Annotated in this window: 13 protein-coding genes; 8 read left to right on the forward strand and 5 right to left on the reverse strand. The window is 45.6% G+C overall.

Features of this window, described 5'->3' with window-relative positions; translation table 11 throughout:
• Positions 1–127 precede the first annotated feature (127 nt).
• Positions 128–496: a YacL family protein gene (locus VA249_RS11525; protein ID WP_211916020.1), complete on the reverse strand. Its 369-nt coding sequence runs from the start codon at positions 494–496 to the stop codon at positions 128–130.
• Between the two features lie 263 nt (positions 497–759).
• Here VA249_RS11525 and VA249_RS11530 point away from each other — a divergent pair, with 263 nt between their 5' ends.
• The 3 genes from VA249_RS11530 (at position 760) to VA249_RS11540 (ending at position 4,461) form a co-directional block, all read left to right on the forward strand.
• Positions 760–1,911: a sugar diacid recognition domain-containing protein gene (locus VA249_RS11530; RefSeq protein ID WP_221068071.1), complete on the forward strand. Its 1,152-nt coding sequence runs from the start codon at positions 760–762 to the stop codon at positions 1,909–1,911.
• A 133-nt stretch (positions 1,912–2,044) separates the two neighbouring features.
• The gene (locus tag VA249_RS11535; RefSeq protein WP_128810242.1) at positions 2,045–3,310 is read left to right on the forward strand and encodes a GntP family permease; all 1,266 of its coding nucleotides are present in this window, start codon (positions 2,045–2,047) and stop codon (positions 3,308–3,310) included.
• 17 nt (positions 3,311–3,327) lie between these two features.
• Entirely contained in the window at positions 3,328–4,461 is a 1,134-nt protein-coding gene (locus tag VA249_RS11540) for a glycerate kinase (RefSeq protein ID WP_221068072.1), read from the forward strand.
• An 88-nt stretch (positions 4,462–4,549) separates the two neighbouring features.
• Here the strand turns inward: VA249_RS11540 and acnB are convergent, their stop codons facing one another.
• The 4 genes from acnB to hrpB form a co-directional block, all read right to left on the reverse strand.
• Positions 4,550–7,138 (reverse strand): bifunctional aconitate hydratase 2/2-methylisocitrate dehydratase, encoded by a 2,589-nt coding sequence (acnB, locus tag VA249_RS11545; RefSeq protein WP_221068073.1) that lies wholly within the window; start codon positions 7,136–7,138, stop codon positions 4,550–4,552.
• A 270-nt stretch (positions 7,139–7,408) separates the two neighbouring features.
• On the reverse strand, positions 7,409–9,718 hold the full coding sequence (locus tag VA249_RS11550; protein WP_221068074.1) for a patatin-like phospholipase family protein: 2,310 nt from the start codon (positions 9,716–9,718) through the stop codon (positions 7,409–7,411).
• Between the two features lie 87 nt (positions 9,719–9,805).
• Complete coding sequence (gene mrcB, locus VA249_RS11555; protein WP_221068075.1) at positions 9,806–12,196, reverse strand: penicillin-binding protein 1B; 2,391 nt, start codon at positions 12,194–12,196, stop codon at positions 9,806–9,808.
• A complete protein-coding gene (hrpB, locus tag VA249_RS11560; RefSeq protein ID WP_221068076.1) occupies positions 12,189–14,657 on the reverse strand; it encodes an ATP-dependent helicase HrpB in 2,469 nt (822 codons plus the stop codon). The genes mrcB and hrpB overlap by 8 nt, the downstream gene beginning before the upstream one ends.
• A gap of 66 nt (positions 14,658–14,723) precedes the next feature.
• Here hrpB and sfsA point away from each other — a divergent pair, with 66 nt between their 5' ends.
• From sfsA to folK, 5 genes are all read left to right on the forward strand, one after another.
• On the forward strand, positions 14,724–15,440 hold the full coding sequence (gene sfsA / locus VA249_RS11565; protein WP_221068077.1) for a DNA/RNA nuclease SfsA: 717 nt from the start codon (positions 14,724–14,726) through the stop codon (positions 15,438–15,440).
• Between the two features lie 137 nt (positions 15,441–15,577).
• On the forward strand, positions 15,578–16,024 hold the full coding sequence (dksA, locus tag VA249_RS11570; RefSeq protein WP_128810236.1) for an RNA polymerase-binding protein DksA: 447 nt from the start codon (positions 15,578–15,580) through the stop codon (positions 16,022–16,024).
• Positions 16,025–16,133: 109 nt separating this feature from the next.
• Complete coding sequence (gene gluQRS / locus VA249_RS11575) at positions 16,134–16,997, forward strand: tRNA glutamyl-Q(34) synthetase GluQRS (protein WP_221068078.1); 864 nt, start codon at positions 16,134–16,136, stop codon at positions 16,995–16,997.
• A 107-nt stretch (positions 16,998–17,104) separates the two neighbouring features.
• Positions 17,105–18,466, forward strand: coding sequence for a polynucleotide adenylyltransferase PcnB (gene pcnB, locus VA249_RS11580; protein ID WP_420864268.1), 1,362 nt, complete (start codon positions 17,105–17,107; stop codon positions 18,464–18,466).
• Positions 18,463–18,948, forward strand: coding sequence for a 2-amino-4-hydroxy-6-hydroxymethyldihydropteridine diphosphokinase (folK, locus tag VA249_RS11585; RefSeq protein ID WP_128810233.1), 486 nt, complete (start codon positions 18,463–18,465; stop codon positions 18,946–18,948). Before pcnB ends, folK begins: the two co-directional genes overlap by 4 nt.
• Positions 18,949–18,959: the final 11 nt, after the last annotated feature.

The following is an 18,959-nucleotide window of genomic DNA, read 5'->3' on the forward strand; positions in this document are numbered from 1 at the left end:
TTTATCTCATTGATTTATATGAACTTAAACAAAAATTAAAACTTATAAACAAAAAAAGGCGCACCAAGTCGGTGCGCCCTTTTCACAAATATAAGGCAATGTCAGTGAGACTACCCAAAACTGTGCATTAAATGTTCAAAAAGTCTTTCCATTGCTCAATCAAAGAACAAAAGTCCTCAATACCGCAACTCGCCGTGCTCTCGGCATTGTAGAAATCGAATTCAGTTTCCATCTCGACTTCATAATCGTGACTCAGTGCATTTTCTTGCACCAGAACTTCATCATCGAGGATCATTAAACTTATTTCTGCACCAGTCAGTCTATGCTCTTGAGATGGCGAAGAAAATGCCTGATCAATTAAAGCTTCAACTTGTGCAATTTTTGCAGGGTCTTTGCCGATTTCTTCTTGCAGCCAACGACCAACAATCTCATGCCCCATACTGCATTTTACGTAATATTCGCCCATCAGCGTATTACGAATAAATTCAAATTCCATCGTAGTGCTCTTTAACTCTGGTCAGACGAATCGTCACCCATTCAATTTTATTGTTACCACCTTTCTACGGCAGAAAATGCTTTCTGCTGAACAAAGGTAATTAATGGGCGAAGTCTACCCCGCTAACTTTCAAACGCAAGTATCACTTTGGGTTCACTGCATACTTTATCTGAAGATAATACCTTGTCGAACACCTTTTATACGATTGTCCCGCCAAGAACCTAGTGGTATCTTGCGCGTTTTGCACCTTAAATAAGCTTGTTATGCAGCTAAATGAAACCATCGCAAGACAGATTGTCGAGCGTACCATGAAGATCATCCCTTATTCTGTCAACGTCATGGACGAATTGGGCCGCATTATTGGTTCCGGCGATCCAGCACGACTCAGCCAGCGTCATGAAGGGGCGATCCTTGCTATTGCAGAACATCGCGTTGTCGCCATTGACTCAGCAACCGCCGAACACCTCAAAGGCGTCAAGCCCGGTATCAACTTCCCGATCATCTACCAAGATAGAATTATTGGCACCATTGGTATATCTGGCGAACCAGACCAAGTGCACCAGTATGGTGAGTTAGTAAAGATGACGGCGGAGCTTATTGTTGAGCAAGCAGCACTCATGTCACAAGTAGAGTGGCACAAACGCCACAGAGAAGAACTGGTGATGCAGCTGATTCAAGGTGCGCAAATCGATAATGATGCCATTCGGCTAATCGGAGAAAGGCTCGAACTTGATCTTAGCAAGCCTCGAATTGCAGCTATCGTCCAAGTCATGCCTGATGAAAACAAGACCCCGTTGTCACTCGCACACTTGCAGCAACTCGTGCATCTTTTAGAGTTCCCTGAGCGTGACAATCTGGTCGGTATTTTATCGGTATCCGCCAATGAGGTCGTGGTACTTAAACCTATAGAACTGAGCAAGAACGGCTGGTCCGTTGAGAATGAACGCAAGCGAGTCACAAAACTTCTAAAACGTGTACGACAATTAGGAAAATTTAAGATTCGTATCGCTTTGGGAGATTATTTTGAAGGAAGTGATGGACTGAGTAAATCGTATCAAACGGCCAAACTCACTTTAGAATCTGTACATAGCCAAAATGGCGAGGTCTTTTTCTATCAAAATCATCGATTACCCGTTCTTCTCAGCAGCCTGTTCGAAGAGTCATGGAAAGTTGAACAACTAAGAGAACCTTTCGATTTATTGATGAAACAAGACACCAAGGGAACATTAGTAAAAACCCTTAAAGCATATTTTGCTCAAAACTGTGACGCTTATCAAACAAGCCAAATGCTGCATATCCACCGTAATACTCTACGCTATCGACTAGAACAAATAGAAAAGATTACTAAGCTAAATATCAATAACTTAGATGACAAATTGCACCTTTACCTTGCTTTGAACTTACTGCGCCATTAATTAGCAATTTGTGCACGCGCACAAAAACGCACGTGTTTCCGGCAGAATATTTGTTGTTCAATCTAAAGACGATCCAAAGCATCCCCCTATAGTGCGGGCAAAATAATTCTCAAAACTAAATTGGAAACAAAAAATGGCTGAAGTCTCTACGCTTGGCGCATTGGCTGCGCTAGTGGTTGCGATAGCGCTTATCCTACGTAAAGTTCCACCTGCATACGGAATGATCATCGGTGCTCTAGTCGGTGGTGTTGTTGGTGGTGTATCACTCACTGATACCGTCTCTCTCATGATTGGTGGTGCTCAAGGCATCGTAACCGCGGTTCTACGCATTCTTGCGGCTGGTGTACTTGCTGGCGTGCTGATTGAGTCTGGTGCCGCAACGTCTATTGCCGAAACCATTGTAAAGAAAGTGGGCGAAACACGAGCTTTACTGGCACTCGCGCTAGCAACGCTGATTCTAACGGCTGTTGGTGTGTTCGTTGACGTTGCTGTTATTACGGTATCTCCTATCGCTCTTGCGATAGCCCAACGAGCCAACATTTCTAAGACCGCGATTCTTCTTGCAATGGTTGGCGGTGGTAAAGCGGGTAACGTGATGTCACCAAACCCGAATGCTATTGCTGCCGCGGATGCATTCAATGTCCCGCTTACTTCGGTTATGGCGGCAGGCGTCGTACCAGGACTATTTGGTCTTGCCTTGGCGTACATCATCGCAAAACGTCTAACAAATAAAGGCAGCATGGTACAAGCCCATGAAGTTGTCTCTGTTGATCACTCTAAGCTACCGACATTCGGCGCCGCTATCGTGGCACCACTGGTCGCAATCGCGCTACTTGCATTGCGCCCGATTGCAGGCATTAACGTAGATCCACTGATTGCCCTTCCTCTTGGTGGCTTTATTGGTGCTGTCGTTATGGGTCGTTTTAATGACACCAACCACTTCGCGGTTTCTGGTTTAAGCCGTATGGCGCCGGTTGCGGTGATGTTGCTTGGTACAGGTACATTGGCCGGCATTATTGCCAATTCTGGTCTTAAAGGTGGCTTGATTGAAATCCTGACCGCTTCTGGTTTGCCATCTTACTTACTTGCGCCTATCTCTGGTGCCATGATGTCACTTGCAACCGCATCAACCACAGCAGGTACTGCGGTAGCCGCAAGTGTATTTAGTCACACCATTCTAGAATTAGGCGTTCCAGCACTTGCTGGCGCAGCAATGATCCATTCAGGTGCAACCGTACTTGACCACATGCCTCATGGCAGCTTCTTCCACGCAACCGGCGGGGCCGTTCATATGGACATTCGTGAGCGTCTTAAGCTCATCCCTTATGAATCGGCGGTTGGTCTGATGATCGCATTCGTGTCTACCATGATGTTCGGTGTGTTTGGTCTGTTTGTTTAAGGCGTTAAGGTATTACTATGAAAATTATTATTGCTCCAGATTCATACAAAGAAAGTCTTAGTGCGATGGATGTCGCCATTGCTATTGAGCAAGGCTTCAAGCAAGTTCTTCCTAATGCAGAATACATCAAATTGCCAATGGCAGATGGTGGTGAGGGTACGGTTCAATCTTTGGTTGATGCTACAGGCGGCGAGATCATTGAACACTGCGTCACTGGTCCACTTGGCGAACAAGTTACTGCATTCTATGGGTTAATGGGGGATGGTAAAACAGCCATCATCGAAATGGCCGCCGCTTCCGGTCTCCACCTCGTGGAACCTGCAAAACGTAACCCACTTATCACCACTACATTTGGTACTGGTGAATTGATCAACGCGGTACTCGATAAAGGTGTTGAGCACATTATCGTAGGCATCGGTGGTAGTGCTACCAATGATGGTGGCCTTGGAATGGCGCAAGCTCTGGGTATCCGTCTGCTTGACGAATCTGGCCAATCGCTAGGTTTTGGTGGTGGTGAGCTAAGTAAACTTCATACCATCGATATGAGCAACCTTGACTCTCGCCTTGCTAACGTGCGCTTAGAAGTCGCATGTGATGTTGATAACCCACTGTGCGGCGAGCAAGGTGCATCACAAGTGTTTGGTCCACAAAAAGGGGCAACACCAGAGATGGTGGCATTACTCGATAGCAACTTGGCGCACTACGCTGGCGTAATCAAAGCTCAGCTTGGTCAAGATGTGTTAGAGCGTGCAGGCGCAGGCGCAGCAGGTGGTTTAGGCGCTGCTTTAATGGGATTGCTCCAAGCAGAATTGCGCCCTGGCATCGAAATTGTGATGGATGCTGTTCACTTAAATGATGTGGTTGCTGATGCCGATTTGGTGATCACAGGTGAGGGTCGTATTGATAGCCAAACGATCCATGGAAAAACGCCTATTGGTGTTGCTCGCACCGCGAAAAAACACAACGTGCCTGTCATCGGTATCGCTGGCTGTTTAACGCAAGATTGTGGCGTTGTACACGAACACGGTATTGACGCAGTCTTTGCTGTCGTTAACCGCTCCGTCGATCTCCCAACAGCGTTAGTAGAAGCCGCTCAGAATATCGAGTTAACTGCACGAAATGTCGCAGCTCTGCTGCAAGTAAAACTTTAATACTTCTCGACTCAGTGAACTGAGTTGTAAAACTGTTGCCATAAAAAAACCGCTGAATGTTCAGCGGTTTTTATTATTCGCATAACATTTATGCAGGCTCTTGGAAGATCACTTCATCCGCTTTCTTAGTGTACTGGTCCATCTTATGGAAGTTCAAGTAACGGTAAGTGTCTGCAGCCGTTGCATCAATTTGCTTCGCATACTCTAAGTATTCTTCCTTGGTTGGAATCTTACCTAAAATTGCACCCACAGCGGCAAGTTCTGCTGAAGATAGGTAGACATTCGCTCCTGTACCTAGACGGTTCGGGAAGTTACGAGTAGACGTCGACATTACCGTTGCTTTGTCTGCTACGCGAGCTTGGTTACCCATACATAGAGAACATCCCGGCGTTTCGATACGAACACCCGCACGACCATAAATGCCGTAGTAACCCTCTTCCGTTAACTGATCACGGTCCATCTTCGTTGGTGGTGCGACCCATAGGCGAGTATCCAGTTGACCACCGAACTGCTCAAGTAATTTACCTGCCGCACGGAAATGACCAATGTTTGTCATACAAGAACCAATGAACACTTCATCAATTTGCGTACCTTGTACTTCTGATAGAAGACGCGCATCATCTGGATCGTTTGGTGCACATAGAATTGGCTCATGAATATCCGCTAGGTCGATTTCAATGATGTGCGCGTATTCCGCATCTGCATCCGCTTCCATCAACTCAGGGTTTGCCAACCACTCTTCCATCGCGGTGATACGACGCTCGATAGTACGGCGGTCACCGTATCCCTCAGAGATCATCCACTTAAGCATAGTAATGTTTGAGTTTAGGTATTCTTCAACCGACTCTTGAGACAGTTTAACTGTACAACCCGCAGCCGAACGCTCTGCTGACGCATCCGAAAGCTCAAATGCTTGTTCAACCGTTAGATGTTCAACACCTTCAATTTCTAGCACTCGACCAGAGAATTCGTTGATCTTACCTGCTTTCTCAACCGTCAATAGACCTTGTTGAATAGCGTAGTAAGGAATGGCGTGCACAAGGTCACGTAGCGTGATACCTGGCTGCATTTCACCTTTGAAACGTACCAAGATCGACTCTGGCATATCTAGCGGCATAACACCTGTTGCCGCTGCAAACGCGACGAGTCCAGAACCCGCAGGGAACGAGATACCTAGAGGGAAACGCGTATGTGAGTCACCACCTGTACCGACAGTATCAGGCAGCAGCATACGGTTTAGCCATGAGTGAATAACACCATCACCAGGACGCAGCGATACACCAGCACGGTTCATGATGAAATCAGGTAGCGTGTGGTGCGTATTTACATCGACTGGTTTCGGGTATGCCGATGTATGACAGAATGACTGCATGACTAGGTCTGCTGAAAAGCCCAGACAAGCAAGGTCTTTTAGCTCATCACGCGTCATAGGACCCGTCGTATCCTGAGAACCAACCGTCGTCATCTTAGGCTCACAATATTGACCTGCACGTACACCTTCAACGCCACATGCTTTACCCACCATCTTCTGAGCGAGTGTGTAGCCTTTGTCAGATGCCGAAGGGTCAACTGGCTTAGCAAATAGGTCTGTTTCTTCCAGACCCAATGATACGCGAGCACGGCTTGTTAGACCTCGACCGATGATCAGTGGAATACGACCACCAGCACGAACTTCATCAAGCAACACTTTGCTTAGTTCAAAGCGAGAGATCACTTCATCGTTTTTACGGACAACGCCTTCATATGGGTAAATTTCAATCACATCCCCCATATTCATGTTCTGTACGTCTAACTCAATTGGTAGCGCGCCAGAATCTTCCATCGTGTTATAGAAGATTGGGGCAATCTTACCGCCTAAACAAATACCACCCGTGCGTTTGTTTGGTACAAATGGGATATCTTCCCCCATAAACCAAAGCACTGAGTTCGTTGCAGATTTACGTGAAGAACCCGTACCAACAACGTCACCCACGTAGGCAAGAGGGATACCGTCTTTTTGCAGCTCTTCAATTTGATTAATAGGACCAACGCTGCCTGGCTGATCTGGCACGATGCCATCACGTTCCATCTTCAGCATCGCTTTCGCGTGTACTGGGATATCAGGACGAGACCAAGCATCTGGTGCTGGAGATAAATCATCCGTGTTAGTTTCACCCGTTACTTTAAAGACTTTAACGGTGATCTTTTCAGCGACTTTCTCTTTTGAAGTGAACCACTCAGCATCAGCCCAAGATTGTAGGACTTGTTGTGCAAATGTATTGCCTGCTTTGGCTTTCTCTTCTACATCATAGAAAGCATCAAACATAAGTAGTGTGTGAGACAGCGCTTTTACTGCAATTGAAGCAAGCATGTCATCATCAAGGAACTCAACAAGTGGAGCAATGTTGTAACCACCCTGCATAGTACCCAACAGTTCTGCCGCTTTTTCACGGCTTACCAATGGTGATGCCACTTCGCCTTTAGCCACTGCAGTCAGGAAACCTGCTTTTACATAAGCAGCTTCATCGACACCTGGTGGAATGCGATTTTCTAGTAGGTCAAGAATAAACGCTTCTTCACCTTGTGGGGGATTTTTCAGAAGTTCAACAAGTCCAGCAACTTGCTCCGCGTCTAGCGGTTTAGGAACAACTCCTTCGGCAGCACGCTCTTCGACGTGTTTACGGTAGGCTTCAAGCACGACTTTTTCCTCTCATTGCGGTTCCTCCTTTATTAATTACTATTGTTAAAGTAAAGGAGTGAACATCCTTGGAAACTTGGCTCTCCATTGCCCTTGTTTTCATTCAATTCTTGATTGAGAAACAGCGCCGTAGAGGCCAAACTGTGGGCGACAGAATAGCAAATTTAACTTTAAATTAAAATCTCCCCACTTTGACCAACATAGCAACTTACGACTAAAGTCCGGTGAATATTGGCTAAATATGCAGAGATTTTGCTGCTCTTTACCTTTTTATTTAAATGATGTTCCAACGATCAAGTACACAGCATCCAAACTTTCCTCTGTACGACCGTAAGCCAACATAATGGGGCCAATAGGTGAATCAACGCCAAAAAATACGGACGCCGCATTATACAATGGTGCATCATTTAGCTTCAGATTGTTATCTGACCAAACACCACCATGCTCCAACGATGCTCCCAGATAAACTGGGGCTTGGAACAATCCAAAATCATTCTCCATCCATTTATAGCGATACACTAAGCTGGTGAAAAATAGGTTTTGACCAATAAGACTGTTTCTTGGAATTCCAGATAGGTTTAAAAAACCACCGAGCTCTCGTGGGTCGAGAGGAATAGAAGAATTTTTACTCTCAACAACACTGTATTCTGCCTGACCGACTAAAGTATGACGGCTGTGTGTCAACGCACCTTTAAAACGCGCGGTAATTTCATAGACCGTATCTTCAATATCCTTATCAGGATTGCCAAGTTGAAAACTTTCTGGGCTCTTGTCATGAGAGATTAAGTAATCTAAATCAATCAACATACCCCGCGTAGGAAAGGCAAAATCATCCAGCGTATCGAGTCGGTATTTTGCGAACACGCCTAAACGTTCATAATCAAAATGCCCCGCAGAGGCAAAGGTAGAGGCCTCAATCTCGCCTTTCGTGTATCGCCCGCCCACTCGGAACTCTTGCCATAACGTTGGTTGCACACCAGCGGCAAGGTCGGTAGTGAACTCCGTATAAGAGACCGGAAGAAAATCATAGACCGAACTGATATCTGGATTTTCAAAATCATTAACCGGCCAGTTACGGTTTTCATTGTTGTAGTTCACGCGACCAGAGACAAACAACTCTTGGCTAGATAGAACCGGAGAGTAGAGCTCTGCCTCTATCAGTTTATCCGTTCCCATGTCTACATTAACGGTCAATTCTGCACCGTGCGAATTCAAGTCGGTAAAGTTGGCAGAAACACCAATCCCATATTGACTGTCCGTATTGAAATCATCTTCAAGGAAAAAGCGAAAGTTAAGGTAATTCGGTCCCCATGACTTCTCATTCACTTCAAAGACAAGTAGGTTTACGCCCTCTATTTCTTCAAAGTGATAAGTGATCAACTCGAAGCGATCGAGCGCATACAAATTTTCGACGGCTTTTTCGATCTCTTCCGTGGTGAGTTGTCTTCCTGCATCAAGCTCTAAACGGTTTGTCAGCAATACATCGCTATAGTGCGTGTTGTTGACAATCACGATCTGATCAACAACGCGTTCATCACCGTACTGCATCGCTTTTCGGACATCTTGTTTGTGCTCGATGTATTTTTGGTAATCAGAGCTTTCAACACTCAATGCTTCAAGTCTTGATTTCAACTTCATCGTGATGTCATACCCTGACTTAAATGCATTTGGCATCTTGTCAAAATCAACCGTTTCCATTTGACCGACATCAGGTCGAATATAAACATCATCATCTTTGAGTGTTTTCGCTTGCTCTTGAGTGCTGCGACGAACCAGATAATTGGATAGCTGATCGGCAACGACAAACAAGCCTGTAAAGTCTTCTTTGTCTTTGTAATCGGTACTGATATCGACCGCAATCACGATATCTGCTCCCATCGAACGAGCGATATCAACAGGCATATTATTGACCACGCCGCCATCAACGAGCATGTGTCCATTGAGTTCATAAGGAGGGAGAGCACCCGGTACCGACATACTAGCCATCATGGCGTCAACCAGATAGCCGTTATCCAATACCACTTCTTCTAATTCGACAATATCCGTCGCAACCGAGCGGTATGGAATCGCGAGATCATCAAAGGATTTAAAACGGCCTAAATTACCGGTGGTTTCACGCAAAATACGTAACATATTTTGGCCTTGAACAACCCCCGTTGGTGAACGAACTTCCCCAAACCTTAAGCCGAGATCAGTGTTAATTTGGTAACGGTCTTCGTATTCTTTGTCGCGAACGCGACGTTGACTGCGGTCGACACGGTCTCGATAACCGCTATTCCAATCGACGCTATAAATAAAACTTTCGATTTCATCCGCGCTCATGCCCGTGGCATACAAGCCACCAACGTAGGCTCCCATACTCGTACCAGTAATGATATCGACCGGAATATGCATGTCTTCAAGCGCTTTTAAGACACCGATATGAGCGGCACCTTTTGCGCCTCCACCAGCCAATACAACGGCGACTTTCGGGCGCGACGGATCTTCATGTTTCGCAAAGGAAGGGGTTGCTATCAAAAAGGAGCAGATCCAAAGCGCAACCTTGCACTGCCATGGACATAATGTCGACTTTCTGAACATTCCTTTCTTCCTTTACTGAACCTTTAACGCTTACTTGTACTAAGAATTCAGCAACTGCACAAGTCAGCGATGATGTTTTTGAACATTTTACCAATCAAATAACTTGTTCAACCAGTTAGACTTTTTCTCACATTGTTGTTTGATTTGGCCCGTTTTATCCCAAACTGGCAGCTTATACTCACTACGACAATTCATTTCTAATGCCCCTTGAGGCGTCTTCTGAAAGCCCAATGTAGTGACTTCTCTTGGCCAAGGTAAATCCAATCGTTCAGGTATGCGTTGTTGCAAGTATTCTGCATAAACGCGTAAAGCACCGCTAGAACCCGTCAATTTCGTCGATTTATTATCATCTCGGCCAAGCCAAATTGTCGTTACTTCTCGGCCATCAATTCCGACAAACCAACTATCTCGACTATCATTACTGGTACCCGTTTTCCCGGCTAATGCCGCCCATGCGAACTGACTTTGTAAGAAACGTCCCGTTCCTTGAGCAACACCTTGCTTCATCGCATAAGTCGTTAGCCAAGCCGCTTGCTCATCGACTGCTGGCGAGGATTTAGGCAATGATTGGTATAATACATTGCCTTCCATATCGATAACGGAGCGCAACGCCGACAACTTCGCTCGTTTCCCTGAATTGGTTAGTGTTTGGTACATCTGTGCGACTTCAAACGGTGTTAACGAAAATGCGCCGAGGAACATCGATGGGACAGGACGAATCTCTTGCTTATCAACACCCAACCGTCCCAACGTATCGGAGACTTCAGGAATACCAAGTTGCATACCCAATCGAACCGTTGGTACATTCAATGACTTTGCCAGTGCTAAGTACAAAGGCACATCGCCACGGAATTTACGGTCAAAGTTTCGAGGCGACCAAACCGTCCCCTTACTGCCTTTTAAACTCAATGGCGTATCATGCAATGTTGTCGCTAAGTTATACTTCTCTGGCTGCTCTAACGCCGTTAAATAAATAGCCGGCTTGACCAAAGAGCCTATCGGACGGCTTGCATTCAAAGCCCGGTTGAAGCCCTCATACCCGACTCGCTTACCTCCCACCATTGCTCGAACTTCACCGCTATGGCGATCAACCGCAACCGCAGCCGCTTCTAGCTCTTTACCCGCTCGTTGCGCAAGCTCTGGGACTTTCTTCGCGATGGCTTTTTCCAACTTACTTTGTGAAACCGGATCCAACGAGGTAAACAATCGTAAACCAGTATCCGACTTAAAGTTATCACCCACTTTCTCTTTCAGTTCAATGTTTAGCTGTTGGAAGTAAGCAGGCTGACGACTGGCAATACGCGGCTTACTTTGCGTATCCAATGGACGATTAACCGCTTGTTCATATTGCTCTGCGGTTAACATATCTTGTTGCATAAGCAAACGCAGAACCAAGTCACGTCGTTCTTTGGTGCGTTCAGGATAACGAATTGGATTGTAGTAAGATGGGCCTTTGACCATGCCCACCAGCATCGCTAATTGATCAATACGCAGCTCTTGAATCGGTTGACCAAAGTAGTAACGCGATGCCAAGCCAAAACCGTGAATCGCATCACCACCACTTTGGCCTAAATAAACTTCGTTTAGGTACGCTTCAAGAATTCGGTCTTTGCTGTAGCGATAATCCAAGATCAACGCAATATACGCTTCACGTACTTTACGCCATAAGGTTTTGTCACGAGTAAGAAATAGGTTTTTGGCTAACTGCTGAGTCAGAGTACTGCCACCTTGAACGGTGCGCCCCGCTTTAATATTGGCTACAAGCGCACGACCAATAGCCAGTGGTGACACGCCATCATGTTGGTAAAAATCACGATCTTCCGTTGCTAATAACGCATCGACCAAAATCTCCGGAAATTGATCGCGACGTAAGAATAAACGCTGTTCATTTTGATCTTTTTCCAGCATACCCAACATCTTAGGTTCGATACGCAAGTAACCAAGATCCCCTTTCGACTCCAAAGATTGAATCCGTTGCAAACCACTATCAGAGAAATGCAGCATAACGTGGCGATCTGGCTCTGGCCCATCGTTAAACTCAAACGGACGACGGATCAACTCTATGCGAGTTGAAGAAGAAGAATACTCCCCGGGATAACGAGGTTGACTCACCTTACGATAATTCAACACGTCCAATTCATTGCGCATTTCTTTAACGGAAATGTTTTCTCCTGGACTCAACGTTAAAATACGGGCATAGACGACAGTTGGAAGATCAAAAAGCTGACCATCAAAGCGATCTTTCACCACACTATCTAAATAAATACCGACAAATACCAATACTGCAGCCAGCGCTACGCCAGCTTTCCAACTGAATGACCAGATAGTTTTCAGCCAAGAGCGTTTCTCACCGCTTGGTTTTTTCGATGGTGATCGCTTTGGTCGTTTCGCACTGCTGCTTTTTGCCGTTGTCGATTTATTTGGCGTTGCTTTTTTGGCTGGCGATTTTTTCACGCTAGGCTTTTTTGTATCAGTCATTATTTAATTGTCTTTTTGTTTTTGTCGTCGCAACATGATTTGCAGGGTCGTCTGGCCAAACGTGTTTTGGATAACGCCCTTTCATTTCTTTTTGCACTTCTTTATAGCTTCCCGCCCAAAACGCAGCCAAATCAGAGGTAACTTGAAGCGGTCGCTGTGCTGGTGACAACAGTTCTAACACCATGCGCTTTCGTCCAAGCGCAACGGTTGGCGATCCACTTTCACCAAATACTTCCTGCATGCGTACCGAAAGGACCGGTTCTTGACCAAACTGGTAACGAATGCGCTTTTTAGAGCCCGTTGGTAGATGATATTCTTCAGGCAACCATTCATCGATGTTTTGATTTAAGGGCCAACCCAATCGAGCATTAAGCGCTTCGATCAAGTTCACCTTTGTCAGATCTTTTACCGATGACACCGAACTCATATAAGGCTCTAACCACATTTCCAAATTATCGAGTAAACCTGCCTCATCAAAGCTTGGCCAAGCTTGTTCTGGCAACCACGCCACTGCACAACGGATCCGCTCTAACAGGTTTGTCGCTGCTGGAGTCCAGTTTAGACTCTGTAAGCCCTGACGACGGACATAAGTGAGTAAAGCTTGTGTCATTTTTTCTTTACCCGGACTTGGCATCACTTCTCGCTTGATCACCAATTGTCCGAGTTTAATTTGTCGTTCTGCAACCAACCGTCCCTTTTTTTCATCCCAATCAACAACGTCTTGCGAAGAAAATAGCGACTCAAACGTATCTTGTAAGGCATGAATATCTAGCTCACATGCCAAATTAACCTGGCTAGAGTTGGAGTGTGAACGCATCAAATCAATGGCAACCAAATACTCGCAACCACCAAGCACATCTTCAGCACGGCACTCTGCACCATGACCATTTGCAAGTGTAAAGCGGCCATATTGGTTCACTCGTTGTTGGGCAATGCGATCTGGAAATGCCAAACTCAACACCAATGGAAACGCTTGCTCATCAACATCTTTCAAGCTAAATGCGGTGTCTAGCTTATGCGCCAATGTTTGAGCGCGTTTAATTAGTATCGCTTTTTTCGAATGCGCGCCCGACATCCAACGGTGTAAACTGTGGGCAACATTCGTCACGTTACGTTCAGGCTCTTCAATAAGGGCGACGGCAGCGAGCGCGGTATTTAGCATTTTTTCACCGGAATACTGCGCCTGAATCAACATTGCCGCAGAACGAGGCTCAACACCCAGTTCATGTGCGATTTTTCCCTCTGACGTTAGTTGGTTTTGTTCGGTCAGCAAGCCCAAAGAGACTAACAATTGCTTAGCCTGAGAAAGTGCAGCGGTCGATGGAACATCAAGCCACTTGAGCTCAGAAATATCACCCGCTCCCCAAAACGCCAACTCCATGACTAAGCTGGCAAGATCTGAATGAAGAATTTCAGGTTGTGGTACTTGGGGCTGCTGCTTTAACTGACTTTCAGAATACAAGCGAACACAAACTCCCTCTTCGATACGACCAGCACGGCCGGCACGTTGAATCGCGGAAGACTGCGCAATACGCACTTGTTCCAGGCGTGTTAGACCATTTTTTAAATCAAAACGAGCGACTCGTTCTAATCCCGAATCAACCACCAAACGAATGCCTTCAATCGTTAAGGACGTTTCAGCAATATTGGTCGCTAGCACTACTTTACGCTTACCTATAGCCGCTGGCGAAATTGCCTTTTGTTGTTCCGCAAAACTGAGTTGACCATAAAGAGGGCACACTTCTACGTTATCAGGCAGATGTGATAAACGCTCTTCAACCTGTTTGATCGCCGCTACACCGGGAAGAAAAGCCAATAACGATCCCGACTCTTTTTGCATCAGACTTTCAATTGTCTTTGCCATCGACGTCGGCAGAGGATCATTGTTTCCCAACGGTAAGTAACGCGTTTCAACATCAAAACTGCGGCCATCCGACTCAATATAAGCAGCCGTTGGCAACAGTGCTTGCAATGCAGTTTGGTCTAATGTTGCCGACATCACGACGATTTTTAGATCATCTCGCAACGCTTCTTGAACTTCTAAGCTGAATGCCAACGCCGTATCTGCGTGAATACTACGTTCGTGAAACTCATCGAAGACCAATAAATCGACCCCATTAAGTTCAGGGTCATTTTGGATCATGCGAGTCATGATCCCCTCTGTCACAATCTCTAACTGTGTATGATGGCTCACCTTTGTCTCACCACGCACGCGGTAACCCACGCGACCACCGACTTGCTCGCCAAGTTGCTGTGCCAAATAACGCGCTATATTACGAGCAGCAAGGCGACGAGGTTCAAGCATCACAATTTTGCCTGTCACAGATTGGTTTAACAAAAGCTGTAACGGGAAGTAGGTTGACTTACCTGCACCAGGCGCAGCTTTAAGAATAATTTGATGTTGCGTTTTTACCGCCTTAAGTAATTGCGGCATCACGGCTTCAATCGGCAATTGTGACAAAGGTAAGACCCTATGTGGTAATGTTGGCCACATTGTACATAAAAACCTTCTTGGCTAAATAAGCAAATGCAATTCAAACCCGCTCTAGAGTCAGCAACTCTGCTAAAACGCTACAAACGCTTCCTTGCCGATATCGAACTAGATAATGGTGAAACCCGTACAATCCATTGTGCCAACACTGGGGCCATGACTGGTTGTGCTGAATCGGGTAATACGGTCTGGTATTCCACCTCAGATAACCCCAAACGTAAATATCCTAATAGTTGGGAACTGAGTGAAACGACCCAAGGGCATAAAATCTGTGTTAATACCGCACGAGCCAACCAATTAGCAATAGAAGCAATTGAAAATAATGTCATTTCAGAGCTCTCTGGATATGACGCACTTCAAACTGAAGTTAAATATGGCAGTGAAAATAGCCGAATTGATATCTTGCTCAGCGCAAGCGACAAACCGAAGTGTTATATAGAGGTAAAGAGCGTCACCTTACTTGATGAGCAGAACGCCTCGGGACAAGGTTATTTCCCTGATGCCGTGACCACTCGGGGACAAAAGCACCTGCGAGAGCTCACAGAAATGGCACAAAATGGAAGTAGAGCCATACTTTTATTCACTGTTTTACATTCAGGCATTGAAAAAGTATCCGCGGCGCACCATATAGACGCGAAATATTCAATGTTACTAAAACAAGCACAAGACGCGGGCGTGGAAGTTCTCTGCTACAAAGCCGAACTGAGTAATACTGAAATCAAACTTGTTTCAGATGTTGATTTTATCAATTAATGAGAAAAAATGATGTCATCTTCACAATGACGATAAGTTTGCTATTCAGTGATTGCTTGCACCGCCTCTTTTTGCTATAGATACCCGCCTTAAATTGACTGCGTAGCAGTTGACTAGGTGTAAGTAGGAGATGCTGTATGCCAGAATCAAAGAAAAAAACCATAGGCATCCTAGCCATTGCTGGTGTGGAGCCATATCAGGAAAAGCCTGGTGAAGAATACATGTCGCCAGAGCAGGTTGAACACTTTACAAAAATCTTAACAGCTTGGCGTAATCAACTCAGGGAAGAAGTCGGTCGCACTGTACACCATATGCAGGACGAAGCAGCAAACTTCCCAGATCCAGTTGACCGTGCCTCTCAAGAGGAAGAGTTCAGCTTAGAACTGCGTAACCGTGACCGTGAACGCCGCTTGATCAAAAAGATTGAGAAGACGTTAGACAAAATCATGGATGACGACTTCGGCTTCTGTGAATCATGTGGCGTAGAAATTGGCGTTCGTCGCCTTGAAGCTCGTCCAACAGCTGATCTTTGTATCGACTGTAAAACACTTGCAGAAATCAAAGAAAAACAAATGCAAGGTTAATCAACCACGCATTATGATTATTGAAAGGGAGCTCAGGCTCCCTTTTTGTTTTAACTAGTTTTGTAACGTTAAGTTTATAATATTACGTAATAATTTTCGAGATACACGCATGACACGCTATGTAGGTCGATTTGCCCCATCCCCATCAGGCCCATTACATTTTGGTTCACTCGTTGCTGCACTAGGTAGCTACTTTCAAGCAAAAGCCAACCATGGCGTTTGGCTAGTTCGCATCGAAGACCTTGATCCCCCAAGAGAAATGCAGGGGGCATCAGAAGCCATTCTTCAAGCCTTAGAAGCCTATCATTTACATTGGGATGGAGAGATCGTTTATCAGAGCCAACGTCATCACCTATACCAAGCACAAATCGATGCTTGGTTGAAAAATGGTGACGCCTACTATTGCCAATGCACTCGTAAGCAAATCAAAGAACACGGTGGCTACTACCCAGGCACTTGTCGAAACAAGAACTTGCAAGAGGGGGCAATTCGTCTAAAAATGACGAAGCCCATCAGCCATTTTATCGACCAAAGGCATGGTCAAATGAGCATTCCTGAAGCTCTAATAAATGAAGATTTCATTATTAAACGTCGAGATGGCTTATTTGCCTACAATCTTGCGGTAGTATTGGACGATATCGATCAAGGTGTTACCGAAGTCGTACGTGGTGCAGATCTCATTGAACCTACGGGGCGCCAAATAAGCCTGTACCAAATACTTGGACAACCTGAAGTCAGTTACTTACATTTACCGTTAGCAATGGACACAAACGGTAATAAGCTTTCAAAGCAAAATCATGCTACGGCCATTGATGTCAATGATCCAAAGCCTACTTTACTGCGCGCAATGACCTTTTTAGGCTTCCACATTCCTAAAGAGTTAAACGCCGCTAACATAGACGAAATTCTACGTTGGGGCTGCGAAAATTGGCAGGTAAAACAACTTCCAGTCGAGATTGAAATCACGCCGTGATTCTCAAATGGCACTGCGTAGGCTATCATTAGGCGCAAAATTGGCCCTAGCGGCTTAAGAACTAACCAACGCAAAATTGGACTAAACCCAGTTATTGCCAGATGCACATGAATACAAACGACTATACAACAAGCGAACCGGCCACAATTCCAGAACTCGCTCTCAATGTACTTACTCGTGAAGAGCACAACATCTCGCGTAAGCAAATCAGTGACAATGCACTGAAAGTGCTATACCGACTAAACGGTGCTGGTTTCGATGCTTTTCTTGTGGGTGGCGGGGTTCGAGACTTACTGCTTGGACAAAAGCCAAAAGACTTTGATATTGCGACCAACGCAACACCAGAACAAATCAAACAGCTGTTTAGAAACTGCCGTTTGATTGGTCGTCGTTTCCGCCTTGCACACATTATGTTTGGCCGAGACATCATTGAAGTCGCCACTTTCCGTGGTCACCACCAAGAACAACAAAACAAGAACATCTCTCAACAGTCAAAAGAAGGCATGCTGCTACGCGATAACGTATATGGCACGGTTGATGAAGATGCTGAGCGCCGAGACTTCACGATAAACTCGATGTACTACAACATCGCGGACTACTCGATTCACGACTACGCGCGTGGTATCGAAGACCTCGAAGATCGCCTGATTCGTCTCATTGGTGATCCTGAAACTCGTTACCGCGAAGATCCTGTACGTATGTTGCGCGCAGTTCGTTTCGCAGTAAAACTTGATTTTGATATTGAAGAAGACACAGCAGCTCCGATTGAAGAGATGGCGCCATTACTACGTGACATCCCATCTGCTCGTCTATTTGAAGAATCACTGAAAATGCTTCAGTCAGGTCATGGTTTAGAAACCTACCACCTGCTGCGCGAATACAACTTATTCCAACAGTTGTTCCCTTCTATTTCAGAGCACTTCACTGAAGATTACGAATCCCATACGGAGCAAATGCTTGATTTAGTATTGGACTCTACGGATATGCGTATCGATGACGGTAAACGTATTAACCCTGCATTTATGTTTGCTGCAATGTTGTGGTATCCACTGTGCGCATTAGCAGACAAGCTAATGGAACAGCGCAACCTGTGTCACTACGATGCCGTAATGGAAGCAAGTAATATCATTCTTGATGAGCAAGTACGAACCATCGCAATTCCTCGCCGTCATACCGCCACCATTCGTGAAATTTGGCAATTACAATTACGTCTGCCACGACGTAACGGTAAACGAGCATTCCGTCTAATGGAGCTCAATAAATTTAGAGCTGGCTTTGATTTTCTTGAAATGCGCGGTGAAATTGAGGGTGGCGACACTCAGAAGCTTGCCAAGTGGTGGGAAACTTTTCAAAATGCAGGCCGAGAAATGCGCCAAGCTATGGCAAACGATCTCGATAGCCAGTCACCAGGCTCAGGCCAGCGACGCCGAAAAACCTATCGCAAGAAAAAGAGCAAGTCGAAATCATGATTACAGCGTACATTGCGGTAGGCAGTAACTTGGCTGATCCTGTCAGCCAAGCTAAGCAAGCGATAGAAGCTATCAAGTCACTACCAAATTCTGAGTTTGTGGCCGCTTCTTCGTTATACAGCAGCACACCAATGGGTCCGCAAAATCAACCGGATTACATTAATGCGGTTGTCGCTATAAACACGAATTTGACGCCTCTTGAGCTGCTTGATTGCACACAAGCTATCGAGCAAGAACAAGGGCGTGTCCGAAAAGAAGAACGTTGGGGTCCAAGAACACTGGATCTTGATATTGTACTGTTCGGCAATGAGGTGATTAATTCCGAAAGACTGACAGTTCCACACTATGGAATGAGAGAGCGCGAGTTCGTACTCTACCCTCTTGCGGAAATTGCACCAAGTTTACAACTCCCAGATGGGACCGAGGTGTCGACACTACTGACAAAAGTAGATCGTAACGGCCTCAATATTTGGCAGTCATAGCCAACTCCTTG

This window comes from Vibrio alfacsensis, assembly GCF_019670485.1.
GTDB lineage: Bacteria > Pseudomonadota > Gammaproteobacteria > Enterobacterales > Vibrionaceae > Vibrio > Vibrio alfacsensis.

What these genes read in the sequence shown, in the direction of transcription:
- VA249_RS11550 (WP_221068074.1), bottom strand. Translation starts at nt 9,718, where the DNA reads ATGTTCAGAAAGTCGACATTATGTCCATGGCAGTGCAAGGTTGCGCTT.
- dksA (WP_128810236.1), top strand. Translation starts at nt 15,578, where the DNA reads ATGCCAGAATCAAAGAAAAAAACCATAGGCATCCTAGCCATTGCTGGT.
- VA249_RS11530 (WP_221068071.1), top strand. Translation starts at nt 760, where the DNA reads ATGCAGCTAAATGAAACCATCGCAAGACAGATTGTCGAGCGTACCATG.
- gluQRS (WP_221068078.1), top strand. Translation starts at nt 16,134, where the DNA reads ATGACACGCTATGTAGGTCGATTTGCCCCATCCCCATCAGGCCCATTA.
- pcnB (WP_420864268.1), top strand. Translation starts at nt 17,105, where the DNA reads ATGAATACAAACGACTATACAACAAGCGAACCGGCCACAATTCCAGAA.
- folK (WP_128810233.1), top strand. Translation starts at nt 18,463, where the DNA reads ATGATTACAGCGTACATTGCGGTAGGCAGTAACTTGGCTGATCCTGTC.
- sfsA (WP_221068077.1), top strand. Translation starts at nt 14,724, where the DNA reads ATGCAATTCAAACCCGCTCTAGAGTCAGCAACTCTGCTAAAACGCTAC.
- mrcB (WP_221068075.1), bottom strand. Translation starts at nt 12,196, where the DNA reads ATGACTGATACAAAAAAGCCTAGCGTGAAAAAATCGCCAGCCAAAAAA.
- VA249_RS11535 (WP_128810242.1), top strand. Translation starts at nt 2,045, where the DNA reads ATGGCTGAAGTCTCTACGCTTGGCGCATTGGCTGCGCTAGTGGTTGCG.
- VA249_RS11525 (WP_211916020.1), bottom strand. Translation starts at nt 496, where the DNA reads ATGGAATTTGAATTTATTCGTAATACGCTGATGGGCGAATATTACGTA.
- VA249_RS11540 (WP_221068072.1), top strand. Translation starts at nt 3,328, where the DNA reads ATGAAAATTATTATTGCTCCAGATTCATACAAAGAAAGTCTTAGTGCG.